This window comes from Flagellimonas amphidinii, from assembly GCF_013090115.1.
GTDB lineage: Bacteria > Bacteroidota > Bacteroidia > Flavobacteriales > Flavobacteriaceae > Flagellimonas > Flagellimonas amphidinii.
The window spans coordinates 232,912-249,410 of sequence record NZ_JABFNN010000027.1 but is presented as its reverse complement, the minus strand read 5'-3'; the positions used below and the strand labels follow the sequence as shown (position 1 = coordinate 249,410).

The window sequence follows — 16,499 nt, the reverse complement described above, 5'->3', positions numbered from 1 at the left end:
CATGAGAAAAACTTTTACGTATTTTTTTGCACTTTTTTTCCTTTTTATTTCTTGCTCAACTGATTCTGAAACACCTGAAGAAAATCCAGAAGATACTGTTTCGTTAATTGGAACTTGGTATTTTATATTGTATTTGGATGATGAAGGGGAAGAACCTGCCACAGAATGTGATGGCAAGGACTACCTGACCTTTAAAGAAGATGGTTCTTTTGATTATGGATACCATTACATTGTAGGACAAGAATGTGAGAATACCGGGGGAAACCAGACTGGAGCGTGGTCTTATATTACTGATAAAGTCATAGAATTGGACTATGGCAACAATGACACATATGAAGTTCCATTTTCCATTGAAGATAATGTACTGACTTTAACTCTTGACGAAGGGGAAGGGGAATACCAAGAAAAATATGAAAAAGAAGAATAATTAAAAAAATATCTGTTCTTGCTAAAGCACGCTTTTTCTAGCGTGCTTTTTTTATCATAATTGTGTGATAATCTCACTCTCTTTTACCCCAGTAATGGTAGAAATTATTACGGAGGGGTACGGTTGAGCTATATTTTCTGACAGAAAAATTGAATTCTTACAATAATTATCGTTTATACGCTATATTAGGGGTGTATGGATGTAACATACATCTATATAAATAAGTTGTAGCACATTAAACCAAACATTGAATGATAGGAATTGGATTAAGAGTTTACTCTAACAAAAAGATATTTTACGCGATTATTGAAGAAACTGATGATAGTTACAATTTTCTTACAGTTGACACAATAAATGTTCCACTTGCAATGGAGGAACCCGAACGATTAAATTATATTAGAAATACTATCATTGATATTATTGCCGAATATCAAATTGATAATGCTCTTGTGCGCGTAAAGGAATCTCTCTATAATGTAGGCAAAAGAGATATAGAAAGGTTTTACATAGAAGGTGTTCTTTTAGAATCTTTAGCTGGTAGTACAGTCAGTAAATATAAATTAGGACAGATTGCTACTATTGCAATGTTATTGGAAATTGAGAGAAAGAATTTTAAGAAATTTGCAGACAATGAATTAGAGTTTGAAAATATTCCGAATGAAATAATATGGTCTTCTATTTCAAAAGAAGAAAGAGAAAGTATTTTAGCTTGTCACGCCTCACTAAAATTATAAAATAGATGTCATCATTAATTACAGAAGCAAAACTAAATTTTAAGCTTGGAAAAAGGATTGGAAAAGGCGGAGAAGGTGATGTCTTCGAGGCTGAAGACCATCAATTAGATGCATTACTTGCGGTTAAAAAGGTAGCTCATACAAAGTTTAAAGATGAGTCTCTCTTTTTTGAAGAATCAAAAAAACTATATTTAACAAGACACAGAAATGTAGTAGCAGTAAACTACGGTTGTAAAGATGACGACCATATTTATTTAGCGATGCCTTTCTATCAAAATGGTTCGTTAAAAGGTATTTGTGATAGTAGATTTTTGAGTTCAAGAGAAATAATAAGGTATGGATTACAGTTTCTTTCTGGTTTACACCATATACATTCAAAAGGACTTATACATTTTGATGTTAAACTTGAAAATATCCTAATTTCAAAATCAAATCAAGCCTTGATATCTGATTTTGGTCTCGCACAGCACACAGGAAGTTATGGATTTGCCAAGGTATTTGGCACAACTCAAGTGTATGCACCACCAGAACTTTTTGACCAAGCAGAACATAATTTAAAATTTGATATATATCAAGCTGGAATAACTCTTTTGCGTATGTGTATTGGAGATAAAATATTTGTTCATCAAATAAATCAAGCTTTTATAAAAAGAAACGTAAAGGCTGATGCTCACTTTATTGAGAGATTAAAAAATGGTCAATTTCCTGATAGGAGTTTTCATTTTCCACATATCCCAAAACCTTTGAGAAAGGTAATAGCAAATGCATTACATCCAGACCCTAATAGTCGTTACAATACTGTTTTAGAAATGCAAAACGATTTAGCTAAAATAAAAGATAGTAATGATTGGTTATTTCAAACCGACTTTAAAGGAAATGACACTTGGACAGATGGAAATAGAGAAGTAAAAGCAACTTTTGAAGGAACGAATTGGACTGTAAAAAGTACCAAAAATAAAAGACAGAAAAAGGAATTTTGTGAAGCCAAACTCAACAAAACTGAAAAAAATTCGTTACTTTATAAAGCGTTTACGTCAAAATGGTAATGGCAAAAAAGAAATCTACATATAATAAAAAAAGTAGAAACGACATTTCCAATCCTCACCGATGTAAAAGTCATAGTGAGCTATTACATTCTGCAAATGTGAAGAAATACGATGGAAATTATGAAATAAACAAACTTGACAATGGACGCATAATTGTAGAAACAATGAAGAAATAACGTGCTACGATAATGTATAAAAAATAGCGGTTTAGGTGTAAATCTGAACCGTTTCTTATTTAATTAAGTACATTATTTTCAAAAATGTTAGTGAATAAAAATCCGCTACTTTTCATATACAAAACCGTTACCCCAACACCCTCCCCAAACCTCGTAAAGTTTCCACTACATCCTGTATTTCACGTGGGGTAAATACCTCTTCATCCACATAATGCAACATATAGATAAGCTCATTGAGTTGTTTGGCGAGCTGTTCGGGAGAGCCATAGGTGTCCTCAATCCATAGATTTAATTCAACGAGCTGTTCGGTTGTTAACATGGGAGCAAATTACTCCAAAAAATGAGGGGTTGTTACTACTCATTAGTAGCCTCACCCTAAATTCAGTTCAGGGTCGCGCCGCCACCAAACCATGCAATGCCGAAACGGAAGGTAAGTGCGCTGCAAAACAAGTTGTCACCTCGAGCGCAGTCGAGAGGCCTTTACCAGCCTTTCTAGTTACCTTAAGGTTTCAACTGCGCTCAACCTTACAGCCATAACTTCAAAAGTGACTCATCTATACCTTCATTCCTTTAATCAACCCATAACCGTCATTTATATATTGATTACCCACATTGCTACCTTTTGGTGCTATTTTGCCTAAAAAAATATGGAGCAAACACCATTTCAAGAGCTGGTAACATTGTCGGCAACCATAAAGCGTCTTTTTGCTGGTGAAAACTTCCGTATAAAAGGAGATGCAGTGTGCTTCACCATTCAAATCCGAAACGATTATTATATCCTTTACCTGCTTCCGGTGTTTTGGGTACTCTTTATTCCCAACCTAATGATGGCCCATGGCGACAACAACTTTAAATTCTGGGGAATTATCATTGCACTTACAGTAGCTTCTGGAGCATTTTTATGGTTCTATACAATTTCCAAAAACATCATTGTAAATACCCAACAAAAGATCATTACACAATCGAGGAGCAATGTTTTTAAAAAACCGATTGTAAAACCCAATAGTATTGCATTCCGAGACATTAAGGGGTTTTCATCCAAGGCAATTCCGGCAATTCTGGGCAGGTATGGACATCGAATGGCGCACCGTAAAATCTATATTGCTTACGGGCAACAAAAAAAACATCTTATTGACATTGTTGTTGGTCCACAAAGTTTTAAGGGGTACGCTACTTTTATCAATTGCCTCAACAGCGTTATAAAAGAGAATAGGTGATTACCACACGGACAAAAACAACTATATTTTCTGCAACCAATAGCGCATGTCCACCTCTTTAGAAATGATGCCCTTTACATCTGCAATGGCAACCCGTTGCTGCTCCATGGTATCCCTATGGCGAATTGTCACGGTGTCATCTTCCAAGGTTTGATGGTCCACGGTAATGCAAAATGGGGTTCCAACCGCATCTTGGCGACGGTAGCGACGCCCAACGGCATCTTTTTCATCGTACACCACATTGAAATCCCACTTTAGTTCATCCACTAATTTTTGGGCGACTTCTGGTAGGCCATCTCTTTTCAACAAGGGAAGCACTGCAGCCTTGGCCGGTGCCAATACCGCGGGAAGCTTCAATACCGTTCTGGTAGTGCCATTTTCCAGTTCTTCCTCTTGCAGGGATCTGGAGAAAACTGCCAAGAACATACGATCCAAACCAATGGAAGTTTCCAACACGTAGGGTACATAGCTTTTATTTTCTTCGGGGTCGAAGTACTGCAGCTTTTTGCCTGAATATTCTTCGTGCTGACCCAAATCGAAATCGGTACGGGAGTGGATTCCCTCCAATTCTTTAAATCCGAAGGGGAACTTAAACTCAATATCAGCTGCGGCATCCGCGTAGTGTGCCAGTTTTTCATGGTCGTGGAAACGATAATTGTCCTCTCCCATTCCCAAAGAAAGGTGCCAGTTCAAGCGCTTTTCCTTCCACTTTTCGTACCATTCCTGTTGCGTGCCAGGTTTAATGAAGAATTGCATTTCCATTTGTTCAAACTCCCGCATACGGAAAATGAACTGTCGGGCCACAATTTCATTTCGGAATGCCTTTCCAGTTTGGGCAATCCCAAACGGAATTTTCATTCGGCCTGTCTTCTGTACATTTAAAAAATTGACAAAAATACCCTGTGCGGTTTCTGGACGGAGGTACAAATCCATGGCTGAATCTGCAGAAGCTCCCAATTTGGTTCCAAACATGAGGTTGAACTGCTTTACATCCGTCCAATTTTTGGAACCTGAAAGGGGACAGGCAATTTCCAACTCTTCAATCAAGGCTTTTACATCTGCTAAATCCTCATTTTCCAAAGATTTGCCCAAACGCTTCAATATGCCATCGGCCTTTGTTTGATAATCCAACACCCGTTGGTTGGTGGCCAAAAACTGGTCTTTGTCAAAAGCGTCACCAAAACGTTTGGCGGCCTTGGCAACTTCCTTATCTATTTTAGCTTCAATTTTGGCCACATAATCCTCGACCAAAACATCAGCACGATATCTTTTTTTAGAATCCTTATTGTCAATCAAGGGATCATTGAAGGCGTCCACGTGACCCGAAGCTTTCCAAGTGGTAGGGTGCATAAAAATAGCGGCATCTATGCCCACAATATTGTCATTGAGCTGTACCATGGCCTGCCACCAGTACTCCCGTATGTTTTTCTTCAACTCTACCCCGTTCTGCCCATAGTCATAAACAGCACTGAGGCCATCATAAATTTCACTGGATTGGAACACATACCCATACTCCTTGGCATGGGAAATCACCTTCTTAAAAATATCTTCTTGATTTGCCATGCGGCAAAAATAGAATTTTAGCCCAAAACAAATACGCTATTTCAACTGAAATTCAGTAGAGGAGAGCAGTCTTTCGTCCTCAAAAACATTAAGGGTATAAATTCCCTCTGTAAGGGAGCCTTCTGGAACAGTAATGGCATCACAAACACTGATTTCCTTTCCGGTATAGATAACCTCCACTTTTTTGCTGTATGTATTGCCACTCACCGAAATGGTACTGGCATTATCCTCTACCACAGCCATGTTAGGGTCTAAAAATTGAAGGTATAATATTTTTACATCACCGCGCTGATTGGCATCGCTCAAAATGGTGACACAACCACGTAGTTTTTCAATTGTGGAAGCTTTGTTGGTCTTTATGGGTCTTCCGGCACGCAATCTGAACCCGCTACCTTCGGCATTTTGTAATTTCAGGTAACTTTTGATGCGCAATTCCCGGGTCAACTCTTTATTGGTTTCCCGTAAAAGCGACTCTGTCTGCTCTAAATTAGTTGCTTTCCCCCGAAGATCTTCTAGCTGTTTTCGCGTTTCTTCATATCTGCTCGCCAATAAACTGTTGTTATAGCGAAGAAAATTGTTCTTGAGCTTAAGGCTATCAAATCTCAGCTCCAACCTGCGCAATTCTGTTCGGGTTTCTTTCAGTTTGGTTATACTGAAGTTCAATCGGCCCACGGAATCCAATAATTGCTCCACCCGGAAGCGTGAAGTCTGCAGTTCAATATCATTTACTTCATTAAGACCAGATAGTCGGTCCACCTCGGCCTTCATAAGGGTCAAGTCTTTTACTAAAAGTGATTTTTCCTGTTCCAAGAAAATCATTTGGTTCTTGGATTGCGCGTAGCTATAATAAAAGGCAATCAATATCCCCACGATCACAGCGATTAGTGCCGCAAAAATAATCTTGTAGTTGAAAGTGTTATCTTGGGGGTTCATGGATTAACAGACTACTAAAAACGTAATAAGATTTGATGCCTAAAAGGACGGCTAAGATACTAAACGAGATTAACAACATCCTATTGCCAAGGGTGTGTTTTGGATGTAATGCCCAATTATCCAGAGGAGAACGCATTCTATGTACCGTTTGTCGACATGATGTGCCACTCACCGATCATAACTTTGAAGATGAGAATACCACTGACCGCATATTTTACGGGAGAATTCCCATAAAAAAGGCAGCTTCTTTCGTCTTTTTTACAAAAAATGGGATAATCAAAAACCTTTTGCATTGGTTAAAATACAAAAATCATGAGGAAATAGGCGGGTTTTTGGGGGACTGGTGCGGCGCCCAGTTGGAAAATGATGAAACGCTTCAAACAGTGGATGTAGTTGTTCCTGTTCCCTTACATCCAAAGAAACAAAAGAAAAGAGGCTATAACCAAGTGGCCCTTTTTGCCCAAAAAGTGGCCGAATCCATCAAAGCAGAATATAGAGATGACGTACTGATACGCACCTTGAACACCAAAACACAGACCAAAAAAGACCGTTTATTACGTTGGGAAAGCATTCAGGAAGCTTTTCAACTCAACCCTTCACTACAAAAGCAATACCAACATATTTTATTGGTTGATGATGTAATTACCACTGGTGCCACCATTGAATCTTGTTCAAAAGCACTTTTTCAAATGAAAGGCCTTCAAGTTTCGGTATTGAGCATTGCCGTTGTATCCTAGGGTTAAAATTTGTGAATTCGGTCACTCCATTTTCAAATTAGTTGTTTCTTTGTCCCACATTGATTTTTAAGATGGTGCATCTAAAAAAATTATTGAGCTTTATCTTTGTAATTCTGATGGGATTGGCCCTTTGGCAATGTGCTAAAAGAGGTTCTATTTCTGGAGGCCCCAAAGATATTACTCCTCCTGTAGTGGTAAGAACAGAACCGGATAATTTTACCACTAATTTCAAGGCAGAAAAAATCAGGTTGTATTTTGATGAACTCATCAAACTTCAGGATGTGCAAAATCAACTTATTGTGTCCCCACCCTTAAAATATCTCCCTGAAATAAGTCCTCAAGGCGGGGCCAGCAAATATGTGGAAATCATTTTAAAAGATACCTTAAGGGAAAATACCACCTATACCTTAAATTTTGGACAAAGCATTACGGACAATAACGAAGGGAATCCCAACAGTTATTTGACCTATGTTTTCTCCACAGGTGATTATATAGATTCCCTATATCTTACTGGGGCCGTAAAGGATGCCTTCAATCGAACAGCAGACGAGTTCATCAGTGTGATGCTTTATGAAATCGATACAGCCTATACGGATTCAACCGTCTACAAAACCCCTCCGTTGTACATTACCAATACCATGGATAGCCTTCCCATTTTTGAGCTTAAAAATCTGAAAGAAGGGAATTACGCCTTGTTTGGACTGAAGGACGTTAATAAAAACAACCTTTTTGACCAAAGTCAGGATAAAATAGGTTTTTTGACAGATACGATTACCCTTCCCAACGATTCGGTTTATCTGTTGAATCTTTTTCGAGAACGTCCAAATTATAAGGTTTCCGTACCAAGTTATGTGGCCAAAAACCGGATTATTTTTGGTTTTCAGGGAGAGCATGAAGATATTAGCATTGAGTCTTTGACAACGTTGCCAGATTCTGTTCAAACCCTTATCCTAAAAGATAGAGAAACTGACACCTTAAATTATTGGTTAACGCCCACCGATATCGATTCCATCATTTTTACGGTAAGCAATCCTAAACTGGAAGTCATTGATACTTTTACCGTGAAGACCAGAAAATTGCCTTTGGATTCCCTCGAATTGCGTCCTTCAAAAAGTGGAACGTTCAATTTTGAAGACGCTTTCAGTCTTTTGGCCAGCACCCCCATTGCAAATGTGGACACCTCCAAAATTGCTTTTTATAAGGATACTTTAATCGCTCCGTATAATTATCAGGTGGATTCCTTGATCAATAAAATTGATTTTGATTTTGAAACCGAACCCAATCAGCGGTACGTTTTCACCCTATTGCCAGGAGCAGTAACCGATTTTTTTGGCATTCAAAATGATACATTAAGCTACAGCATTAACACTGGAAGTTATGCCGATTATGGAAATCTTCGCCTGAGATTGGGTGGTGCCGTGCGCTATCCATTAATTATTCAGTTGACCAACGACAGGGAAGAGGTCCAACGGGAATTAATGGCCGATGAATCCAAAATTTTTGAATTCAATAACCTCAATCCCGGAAATTATAGAATCAGGGTTATTTTTGATGACAATGGCAATGGTGAATGGGACACGGGGAATTATCTGCAAAAAATCCAGCCCGAAAAGGTGAGCTATTATCCAGATGTCATAGATGTAAGAGCCAATTGGGAATTGGAACAGAACTTTATCATTTCAGAATAAACTCATCCCTATCCCCTAGAAACTTAAGTTTGCCTCTTGTAGATTCAATATGATTCTTGTCCAAGGTGGCATACAATATTTCTTCTTTTTCTGAATAGGCCTGTATATTTCCCAAGGTGTCATAAACTCCCGAATGCCCTGGGTATTCGTAACCCAATCCATCCAATCCAATCCTATTTACCCCTATGCTGTAGGCCATATTTTCAATAGCACGGGCTTTGAGCAAGGTATCCCAAGCTGTAATTCGAGGTCTTGGCCAGTTGGCAACATATATAAGAGCATCATAATCCTCTGTATTCCTTGCCCATACCGGAAACCTTAGGTCATAACAAATCAGTGGACAAAATGTAAATCCCTTGTATTCCACAATCAATTTCTCATTCCCTGCTTCATACACGGCATCTTCCCCAGCCAAGGTAAAAGTGTGTTTTTTATCATAACTTTTGTAAGTACCATCCGGAAAAACGAAGTACAATCGGTTAAAATTCTTTTCTGTTTCAGTGAAAACAATACTGCCCACAATGGCAACTTGCAGCTCCACGGCCATTTGTTGCATCCATTCCAATGTAAGCTTTCCTTCGGAGACATCAAGAGATTGTGGAGTCATCGTAAAGCCTGTGGAGAACATTTCAGGTAAAATGATGACTTCAACCTGACTATTGATAGATTTCAATTTTTCTTGAAACATGGACCTGTTGGCCACAGGATTTTCCCAGTGTAAGTGCGATTGGATAAGGGCTATATTGAGCTTTTCCATCATCCTAATCAAAATATACCATTTCTGATGAAGACTTGCTTAAATGGAAAAGTTGATGTAGCTGACTTTCCAAAATTCGCTCAAGAGAAAGTTCTGGAAGCTTATCCAACGGAAAAAAATCGGCTCCCAACATATCAAAACCTGGTTTGAGTTCCCCACCAACCATTCTGCACAAAAACATCAATTTATAAATATAATAGGGTTCTGGGGGATGGGGATGTACTTGCTTGTCATATATTGCCAGTAGTCGGACAACCTCAACTTTTATACCCGTTTCTTCCAGTACTTCCTTTACTGCAGTTTCAGAAGGGGTGTTCCCGATATCTGCCCACCCACCAGGAATGGTCCATTTTCCATCAACGCTTTCTTTGGCCATCAAGATTTCGTCCTCATCATTCAAAACAAAGCTCCTTACATCCACTTTTGGGGTAGGGTAATCTTTCTGCGGCATGAAAAAATCTTCAATAGTCCCCAGAGGTACATTGGTCATACTTTCCATTAATTGGAAACTTATATGTTTCAACTCTTCATACCTTTCTCGATCATAGGGATCTTGGGCATATACCAACCCTGTCTCTGAAATAGCTTTGATACGTTTAACAAAATTGAGTTGTTCTCTTAAGTCCATAAGGGGATTATGTGTGTGTTTCTAACAGGTCAACCAAAGGTTGAATGCCTTGCATTTTTGCATGGTCCAAAGCGGTATTTCCTCTTGCATCTTTGGTATCTGTATTGGCACCATGCTCTAAAAGCAATTGGGCAATTTTCATTCTATTGAATGTTGCTGCATAAATAAGGCATGTGGCGCCCATGGCGTTGGATTGGTTGACATTGGCTCCTGCTTCAATCAACTTTTTGGCTATTTCCGCGTATCCTTTAAAGCAAACCCCCATCAAAGCCGTATTACCTGTGCCATCTTTGGTGTCCACCATAGCACCACGGACCAACAAGGATTCCACCAAATCTAAATGTCCATAATAAGAGGCCAACAATAAAGGTGTGGAACCTCTTTGGTCTTTGGTCTCCAAAAGGGTAGCATCTACATCCAACAAATTTTCCATGGCTTCTGTATTGCCATTTCTAATGTAGTTGAAAAAATCTTCTTTGTTACTCATTTTACAGGTTGAAGTTATAAAAAAACTGCCACAACTTTTACGCGTTGTGGCAGTCTATTTTAATTTTCTTTTTCTGATTTTAAACCTTGGTTCTAAGCCAAATCAAATCTATCTAAATTCATCACTTTGGTCCATGCAGCCACAAAATCCTTTACAAATTTGTCTTGTGAATCGCTGCACCCATAAACTTCGGCCAATGCCCTTAATTCGGTATTGGATCCAAAAATCAAATCTACACGGGTTCCTGTCCATTTCACGTCTCCAGTCTTGCGGTCACGTCCTTCAAATACCTCATCATCTTCAGAAACTGCCTCCCACTTGGTTCCCAAATCCAAAAGATTTACAAAGAAATCGTTGGTCAAAGTTTCGGGTTTATGGGTAAACACCCCGTGATTTGATTTATCAAAGTTTGCGTTCAATACACGCAATCCACCAACCAATACAGTCATTTCTGGAGCCGTTAGTGTAAGCAATTGTGCCTTGTCCACCAATAATTCTTCAGTTGGCACACTGAACTTTCTCCTAGCATAGTTGCGGAAACCATCCGCTTGTGGTTCCAAAACTTCAAAAGACTCCACGTCAGTCTGCTCTTGGCTCGCATCAGTACGACCCGCGGTAAACGGAACGGTGATATCACTACCCGCATCTTTTGCTGCTTTTTCAACCCCAGCTCCACCAGCAAGAACAATCAAATCTGCCAAGGAAACTTTTTTATTTCCAGATTGTGCACTGTTGAACTCTTCTTGAATTCTTCCTAAAGTATCCAACACTTTGCCCAGTTGCTCTGGGTTATTGACCTTCCATGTATTTTGTGGTGCCAATTGAATGCGTGCTCCATTGGCTCCCCCTCTATTATCAGACCCTCTAAAAGTTGATGCAGAAGCCCAAGCTGTGGATACCAATTCAGAAACCGTCAACCCAGATGCAAGGATATTGGCTTTTAAATCCGCTACATCCTTATCATCTACCAAATCATGATCTACAGAAGGAACAGGATCTTGCCAAATCAACTCTTCTTGAGGTACTTCTGGACCTAAATAACGGGAAACAGGACCCATGTCACGGTGAGTCAGTTTAAACCAAGCTCTGGCATACGCATCAGCAAACTCCTCTGGATTTTCCAAAAAGTGCCTTGAAATCTTTTCATATTCGGGATCAAATCGAAGGGAAAGATCCGTGGTCAACATGAACGGTGCATGTTTTTTAGTTGGATCATGTGCATCTGGTACAGTTCCAGCCCCTGCGTCATCTTTTGGTTTCCACTGGTGTGCTCCAGCTGGGCTTTTGGTTAATTCCCATTCGTAACCGAACAAGTTTTTAAAGAAAGAATGGCTCCATTGAGTTGGAGTATTGGTCCAAGCTCCTTCCAAACCACTAGTAATGGTATCTGAACCTTTTCCACTTCCAAAGTTATTCTTCCAACCCATGCTCTGCATTTCTATGGAAGCTCCCGCTGGCTCTGCCTCAACATATTCTGCATCTGATGCGGCACCGTGCGTTTTACCAAAGGTGTGTCCTCCAGCAATCAATGCTACAGTTTCGTAATCGTTCATGGCCATACGCCCAAAAGTTTCACGAATATCTTTTGCAGCGGCTACTGGGTCAGGGTTTCCATTTGGTCCTTCGGGATTTACATAAATCAATCCCATGTGTGCGGCGCCCAATTGGTTTTCCAACTCACCTTCTTCATCGTATCTAGCTTTGTTCCCCAGCCATTCGGCTTCAGAACCCCAATAAATATCTTCTTCTGGTTGCCAAATATCAGCCCGTCCTCCAGCAAAACCGAACATTTTAAGTCCCATGGATTCATGTGCAACGTTCCCGGCCAAAATCAAAAGGTCTGCCCAAGAAATTTTCTTTCCATATTTCTGTTTGATGGGCCAAAGCAGTAGTCTTGCTTTGTCCAAGTTGGCATTATCCGGCCAACTGTTCAAAGGAGCGAATCTTTGATTACCAGTTCCACCTCCTCCGCGACCATCGGCAATTCTATAGGTTCCAGCAGCATGCCATGCCATTCGGATGAAAAACGGTCCGTAGTGACCAAAATCTGCAGGCCACCAATCTTGGCTATCTGTCATAACCTCAGTAAGGTCTTTTTTGATGGCATCCAAATCCAAGGATTTGAATTCCTTCGCATAATCAAAACCCTCATCCATAGGGTCAGCAAGGGAAGAATGCTGTCTTAGGATGTTTAAATTCAAATAATTGGGCCACCAATCCCGGTTTGTAGTACCTCCGCCAGCGGCTTGATTCAATTCGCCATTTAAGAAAGGACACATGCCTGCATCTGCCCCATTAGCTAGTTCTTTACTCATGATAAATATGTTGTTTTTGTTTAGATTTTTAACCAGACTAAAGTTACGAAAATCACTCTCCACACTATAGACGATTCATATTAAAATACTATTAATTCATAAGGATTGTCTATTTATAGTGTTAATTGGTTTTTCGAGAATTTTCCTGGAAAAGGCAAACCAGAATAGGGGCTCTTCTTTTTGTTAACACTTATTGGCAAACCCTTTTCTTATTGGATGGGGTTTGTTTTTTACTTTTGAGATAGATTTTAAATGAGAACGCTATGAACAAAATGAAATCTTTTGCTTTGCTATTACTACTATTGGTTGGTACTGTAACCATGGCCCAAAGTAAGAAAGACCGAAAAATTATGAACGACGCCAAAAAGGCAAAAAAAACACTTTTGCAAGCAGATAGTGGATTGGAACGCTTTTTTGAGGAATCTGCAGGTTATGTACTTTTCCCTAATGTAGGAAAGGGTGGTTTTATTATTGGTGGAGCCTCAGGAAATGGTGTTGTTTATGAAAAAGGTGAAGCTATTGGCATGGCCAATCTTAAAAAGTTGAACGTTGGTCTTCAGGCTGGCGGACAAGCTATAATTGAAATCATTTTTTTTGAAACCCCAGTGGATTTGGAACGTTTTAAAGAGGGTAAATTCCAGTTTTCAGCTGAGACTTCGGCAGTCGCCCTAAAATCGGGAATTGCCTTTAATGCAAAATATAAGGAAGGTATTGCCGTTTTTGCATTGCCCAAAGCTGGACTTATGGCAGATGCTTCAGTTGGCGGTCAAAAGTTTGGATATAAACCATTCTAACAAATCTCTTAATCCAAAAAAGAAACGATATTACAAAGGAGCTATTTTTGCTCCTTTTTTCATTTCTGAAGTCAACAAGACGGTAATTTAAATTTCCGTTAATTATGAATGTTTTCCAATGAATTCAGCCTGAATTACTGGACTTTTGTAATTACATCAAATCCAATATCAGAAAACCAAAAACACATGAAGCTACATCTATCACATTTTACACTAGGTCTACTATTTCTTTTCGGAACCTTAGCCTTTGGCCAAGATAAGGGTGAGGAAGCACATGGTCATAGTCATTATCAGTATCATTCTGGGGTACCTGCCCACAAACTTATCTTTCCATCCAAAGTGCCAGATAGGATTATTGTCAACCTTACTGAAGACCCAACACACAGTTTTGCGGTAAACTGGCGAAGCGAACAAAGTGTAAAAGAAGCTTTTGTTGAAGTAGCTCCTGAAGGACATGGCCCTGATCATCGCCTACCGGGTGTAGCCAGACGCATCAAAGCAACTACCCAAATGTTCGAAAATGAGAACAAAAGGGATAATGAGCCTTTGGTGAAGGCAGCCTACCATTCTGCCCTAGTTGATGGATTGGAGCCTGGCAAGACCTATGTGTACCATGTTGGCTACGGAGATGACATCAATGCACCTACGTGGAGCGAGTGGTTCCAAATTACAGTTCCAGATATGGATCAGAACAAGCCTTTTAGTTTTGTTTATTTTGGAGATGCGCAGAACGATGTAAAATCGATGTGGTCCAGAGTAATCCGAAAATCCTATCAGATGGTGCCCGAAGTTGATTTTATGATGCATGCTGGGGATTTGATCAATCATAGTGAATCCAATCAGGAATGGGGAGAGTGGTTTTATGCTGGCAGTTATCTTCATGCCACCGTGCCGAGCATCATGACTCCAGGAAACCATGAATATAAAGGAGGGGATTTATCAGTTTTATGGGAACCGCAGTTCAATTTGCCCAAAAATGGCCCTGCTGTTGATTTTGAAGAAACTTTTTACACCATGGACTACCGCAATATGCGGTTGGTTTCCATAGATGCCAAATATTTTAATAGCCATGCCAAGCATCGGGACATCATTATAGCGTGGTTGGACAAGGTATTGTCTGAGAATACCAAAACATGGACCACACTATTTTTACACTACCCCATTTATTCCACGGCTAAGGGACGCGACAACAAAGAACTCCGCGAAGGGTTAAAACCTTTAATTGACAAATATGGGGTTGATCTAGTGCTTCAAGGTCATGACCACACTTATGCCAGAGGATATGATGCCAACAATGGTGAGGGTAAAACAGTAGTCTCTGATGCGGGAACGGTCTATGCCGTTTCGGTAAGTGGACCTAAAATGTACCAATCGCAAGATCGGGATTGGATGTATAAAAGAGGTGAATTTACCCAGCTGTTCCAGATAATCTCTGTGGAGGGCAACAAACTTAAATACCAAGCTTTTACACCACTGGGCAGCTTGTACGATGGGTTTGAACTGCAAAAGGCCGCTGACGGCAGCAAAACCCTCACCAACTTGGAAGCGGAAGTTCCCTTACGTTTGAAAAAGGATTTTGTGAAGGAGTAGGACTTCTTTAGAATTAGGGGTTTTTGGAATTATAAGAATCACTCCCTTAAACTAGGAGTAAAATCTTCTGGCGCGTTTTGTGGTTGTTTAATGGTCCCTGCTTCTCCTGTGTCGTTGTATAAGGTCCACTCTTGAAAGTTGTAGTTGGGATTCCCTATGGTAATATCTGGGTTCCGAACTGCTCGCCCATCTTCAAATTCATGGTTGGTGCCAGACCCATCCTCGCCAATTATACCAAAAGCATCGATTACAGTTCCGAAGGGATCCACTAATTCTATGTTGTCATCTCCATTGGAATCTGCCGGGGTATTGGTAGACACGCCTGAATCTGGAGAGAAACCATAGACCAATTCAAATTCTGGAGCATTTGGGGAAATAACCAAAGTACTCTCTGCTTCAATCACAAGCCCAGATAAGTCTATGGAAGAGCCTGCTTCGGTATTGGCATTGGTATACCGTCGAAGCGTCCATAAGTTCAAATCCAAGGGCTCAGCATCTGAATTGTAGAGTTCTACAAACCTTGCTCCTGAATTGTTCTCTGGGTCGGCCAATTCTGAAATAAAAATATGGTTGGATGTAAACTCGGTAATAACTTCTGGGCAGCGTTCTTGGGTAAAATCAATATCGTGCAAATCTCGAATAACCAAGCTGGGTGCAACTCCATTCTTGAGAAGAACCGCGGTTATGGTCCCATTACTTTCAGGTAATAGCTCTGCCTGAAAATCTGCGTATCCGCTATTGACCATCACAATTTCGATTTCTTCACAATCTTTCAATCTTCTTTCGGTTTCCTCTCCTTCAATGGCAAAGGGTTGCCCTAAATCCTCCTCTACAAATTCCACGGCATCAAGGCGCACTAAAGTGTTGGCCGGAAGCTCATCAATATTGGAGATTGTAGTTAAAGTAGGTTCAACTATTTCCGCAGTAGCACAGGAACGAAAAATATGTTCTTTCACCTGAAGTGCGGGCAACCTTCCTACTGAAATATTGCCAAAAGATGTAAAGGCACTTCCTATTTTTAAGTCTTCTCCACTTTTTCCCAAGTAAAGCCCTTTCAGTTTTACTAAAACCTTGCTTCCTTCTTCGTACCAAAAATGGGATTCCCTAAGGTCAATCTCAATTTGTAATCCTTGGGTGGGATTTGCTGGAGTATCTTGCAGATAAAGTTCTCCATAAAAGTTTCCTGCGCGATCCGAAGAAATGACATAACCCTCCAAAACCAAATCTTCATGTATTTGTATGACTTCCTCTTCCAAAAAACCTTCAAGCTCGGCGAAGCTGATATTTGCTTCTAAATCTTGGGTACAAGATGCTTCCAAACGGTCAAAATCTCTTCCGTCAACACATGACAAGCCTAGCATCAACATAAAAAGTGCTACAGATGTATTTAAGATACGTTTCATAATT

16 protein-coding genes are annotated in these 16,499 nt (G+C 40.0%); 8 read left to right on the top strand and 8 right to left on the bottom strand.

From position 1 onward, the window contains the following. Position 1: 1 nt before the first annotated feature. The 3 genes from HJC33_RS05745 to HJC33_RS05735 all read left to right on the top strand — a co-directional run bounded on the left by HJC33_RS05745 (position 2) and on the right by HJC33_RS05735 (position 2,207). Positions 2 to 427, top strand: a complete 426-nt coding sequence (locus tag HJC33_RS05745) for a lipocalin-like domain-containing protein (protein ID WP_171657846.1) — start codon at positions 2 to 4, stop codon at positions 425 to 427. Between the two features lie 251 nt (positions 428 to 678). Then, positions 679 to 1,161: a RuvC family protein gene (locus tag HJC33_RS05740; protein WP_171657845.1), complete on the top strand. Its 483-nt coding sequence runs from the start codon at positions 679 to 681 to the stop codon at positions 1,159 to 1,161. A 5-nt stretch (positions 1,162 to 1,166) separates the two neighbouring features. Beyond that, complete coding sequence (locus HJC33_RS05735; protein ID WP_171657844.1) at positions 1,167 to 2,207, top strand: serine/threonine-protein kinase; 1,041 nt, start codon at positions 1,167 to 1,169, stop codon at positions 2,205 to 2,207. Positions 2,208 to 2,510: 303 nt separating this feature from the next. On the opposite strand, the gene HJC33_RS05730 is transcribed toward HJC33_RS05735, so the two are convergent. Beyond that, positions 2,511 to 2,702 (bottom strand): hypothetical protein, encoded by a 192-nt coding sequence (locus HJC33_RS05730; RefSeq protein ID WP_171657843.1) that lies wholly within the window; start codon positions 2,700 to 2,702, stop codon positions 2,511 to 2,513. Positions 2,703 to 3,030: 328 nt separating this feature from the next. Here HJC33_RS05730 and HJC33_RS05725 point away from each other — a divergent pair, with 328 nt between their 5' ends. Beyond that, positions 3,031 to 3,600, top strand: a complete 570-nt coding sequence (locus tag HJC33_RS05725) for a hypothetical protein (protein WP_171657842.1) — start codon at positions 3,031 to 3,033, stop codon at positions 3,598 to 3,600. Positions 3,601 to 3,621: 21 nt separating this feature from the next. Here HJC33_RS05725 and HJC33_RS05720 read toward each other — a convergent pair whose 3' ends face one another. Continuing rightward, a complete protein-coding gene (locus HJC33_RS05720; protein WP_171657841.1) occupies positions 3,622 to 5,163 on the bottom strand; it encodes a glycine--tRNA ligase in 1,542 nt (513 codons plus the stop codon). 36 nt (positions 5,164 to 5,199) lie between these two features. Further along, positions 5,200 to 6,096: a hypothetical protein gene (locus HJC33_RS05715; RefSeq protein WP_171657840.1), complete on the bottom strand. Its 897-nt coding sequence runs from the start codon at positions 6,094 to 6,096 to the stop codon at positions 5,200 to 5,202. A gap of 35 nt (positions 6,097 to 6,131) precedes the next feature. Here HJC33_RS05715 and HJC33_RS05710 point away from each other — a divergent pair, with 35 nt between their 5' ends. Together HJC33_RS05710 and HJC33_RS05705 are read left to right on the top strand one after the other, a co-directional pair. Beyond that, positions 6,132 to 6,833 (top strand): ComF family protein, encoded by a 702-nt coding sequence (locus HJC33_RS05710; RefSeq protein ID WP_171657839.1) that lies wholly within the window; start codon positions 6,132 to 6,134, stop codon positions 6,831 to 6,833. Between the two features lie 71 nt (positions 6,834 to 6,904). Continuing rightward, a complete protein-coding gene (locus HJC33_RS05705) occupies positions 6,905 to 8,521 on the top strand; it encodes an Ig-like domain-containing domain (protein WP_171657838.1) in 1,617 nt (538 codons plus the stop codon). Here HJC33_RS05705 and HJC33_RS05700 read toward each other — a convergent pair. The 4 genes from HJC33_RS05700 to katG all read right to left on the bottom strand — a co-directional run bounded on the left by HJC33_RS05700 (position 8,508) and on the right by katG (position 12,708). After that, positions 8,508 to 9,281, bottom strand: coding sequence for a nitrilase family protein (locus HJC33_RS05700; protein WP_171657837.1), 774 nt, complete (start codon positions 9,279 to 9,281; stop codon positions 8,508 to 8,510). The two genes, HJC33_RS05705 and HJC33_RS05700, sit on opposite strands and share 14 nt — an antisense overlap. A 1-nt stretch (position 9,282) precedes the next feature. Continuing rightward, a complete protein-coding gene (locus HJC33_RS05695; RefSeq protein ID WP_171657836.1) occupies positions 9,283 to 9,906 on the bottom strand; it encodes an NUDIX hydrolase in 624 nt (207 codons plus the stop codon). A gap of 7 nt (positions 9,907 to 9,913) precedes the next feature. Beyond that, a complete protein-coding gene (locus HJC33_RS05690) occupies positions 9,914 to 10,393 on the bottom strand; it encodes an ankyrin repeat domain-containing protein (RefSeq protein WP_171657835.1) in 480 nt (159 codons plus the stop codon). A 92-nt stretch (positions 10,394 to 10,485) separates the two neighbouring features. After that, positions 10,486 to 12,708 (bottom strand): catalase/peroxidase HPI, encoded by a 2,223-nt coding sequence (gene katG / locus HJC33_RS05685; protein WP_246245497.1) that lies wholly within the window; start codon positions 12,706 to 12,708, stop codon positions 10,486 to 10,488. Positions 12,709 to 12,971: 263 nt separating this feature from the next. Between katG and HJC33_RS05680 the strand changes: the two genes are divergently transcribed. Together HJC33_RS05680 and HJC33_RS05675 are read left to right on the top strand one after the other, a co-directional pair. Further along, positions 12,972 to 13,502 (top strand): lipid-binding SYLF domain-containing protein, encoded by a 531-nt coding sequence (locus HJC33_RS05680; RefSeq protein WP_171657834.1) that lies wholly within the window; start codon positions 12,972 to 12,974, stop codon positions 13,500 to 13,502. Between the two features lie 186 nt (positions 13,503 to 13,688). Beyond that, the gene (locus HJC33_RS05675; RefSeq protein ID WP_171657833.1) at positions 13,689 to 15,092 is read left to right on the top strand and encodes a purple acid phosphatase family protein; all 1,404 of its coding nucleotides are present in this window, start codon (positions 13,689 to 13,691) and stop codon (positions 15,090 to 15,092) included. A 38-nt stretch (positions 15,093 to 15,130) separates the two neighbouring features. On the opposite strand, the gene HJC33_RS05670 is transcribed toward HJC33_RS05675, so the two are convergent. Next, the gene (locus HJC33_RS05670) at positions 15,131 to 16,495 is read right to left on the bottom strand and encodes a DUF5689 domain-containing protein (protein WP_171657832.1); all 1,365 of its coding nucleotides are present in this window, start codon (positions 16,493 to 16,495) and stop codon (positions 15,131 to 15,133) included. Positions 16,496 to 16,499 lie beyond the last annotated feature (4 nt).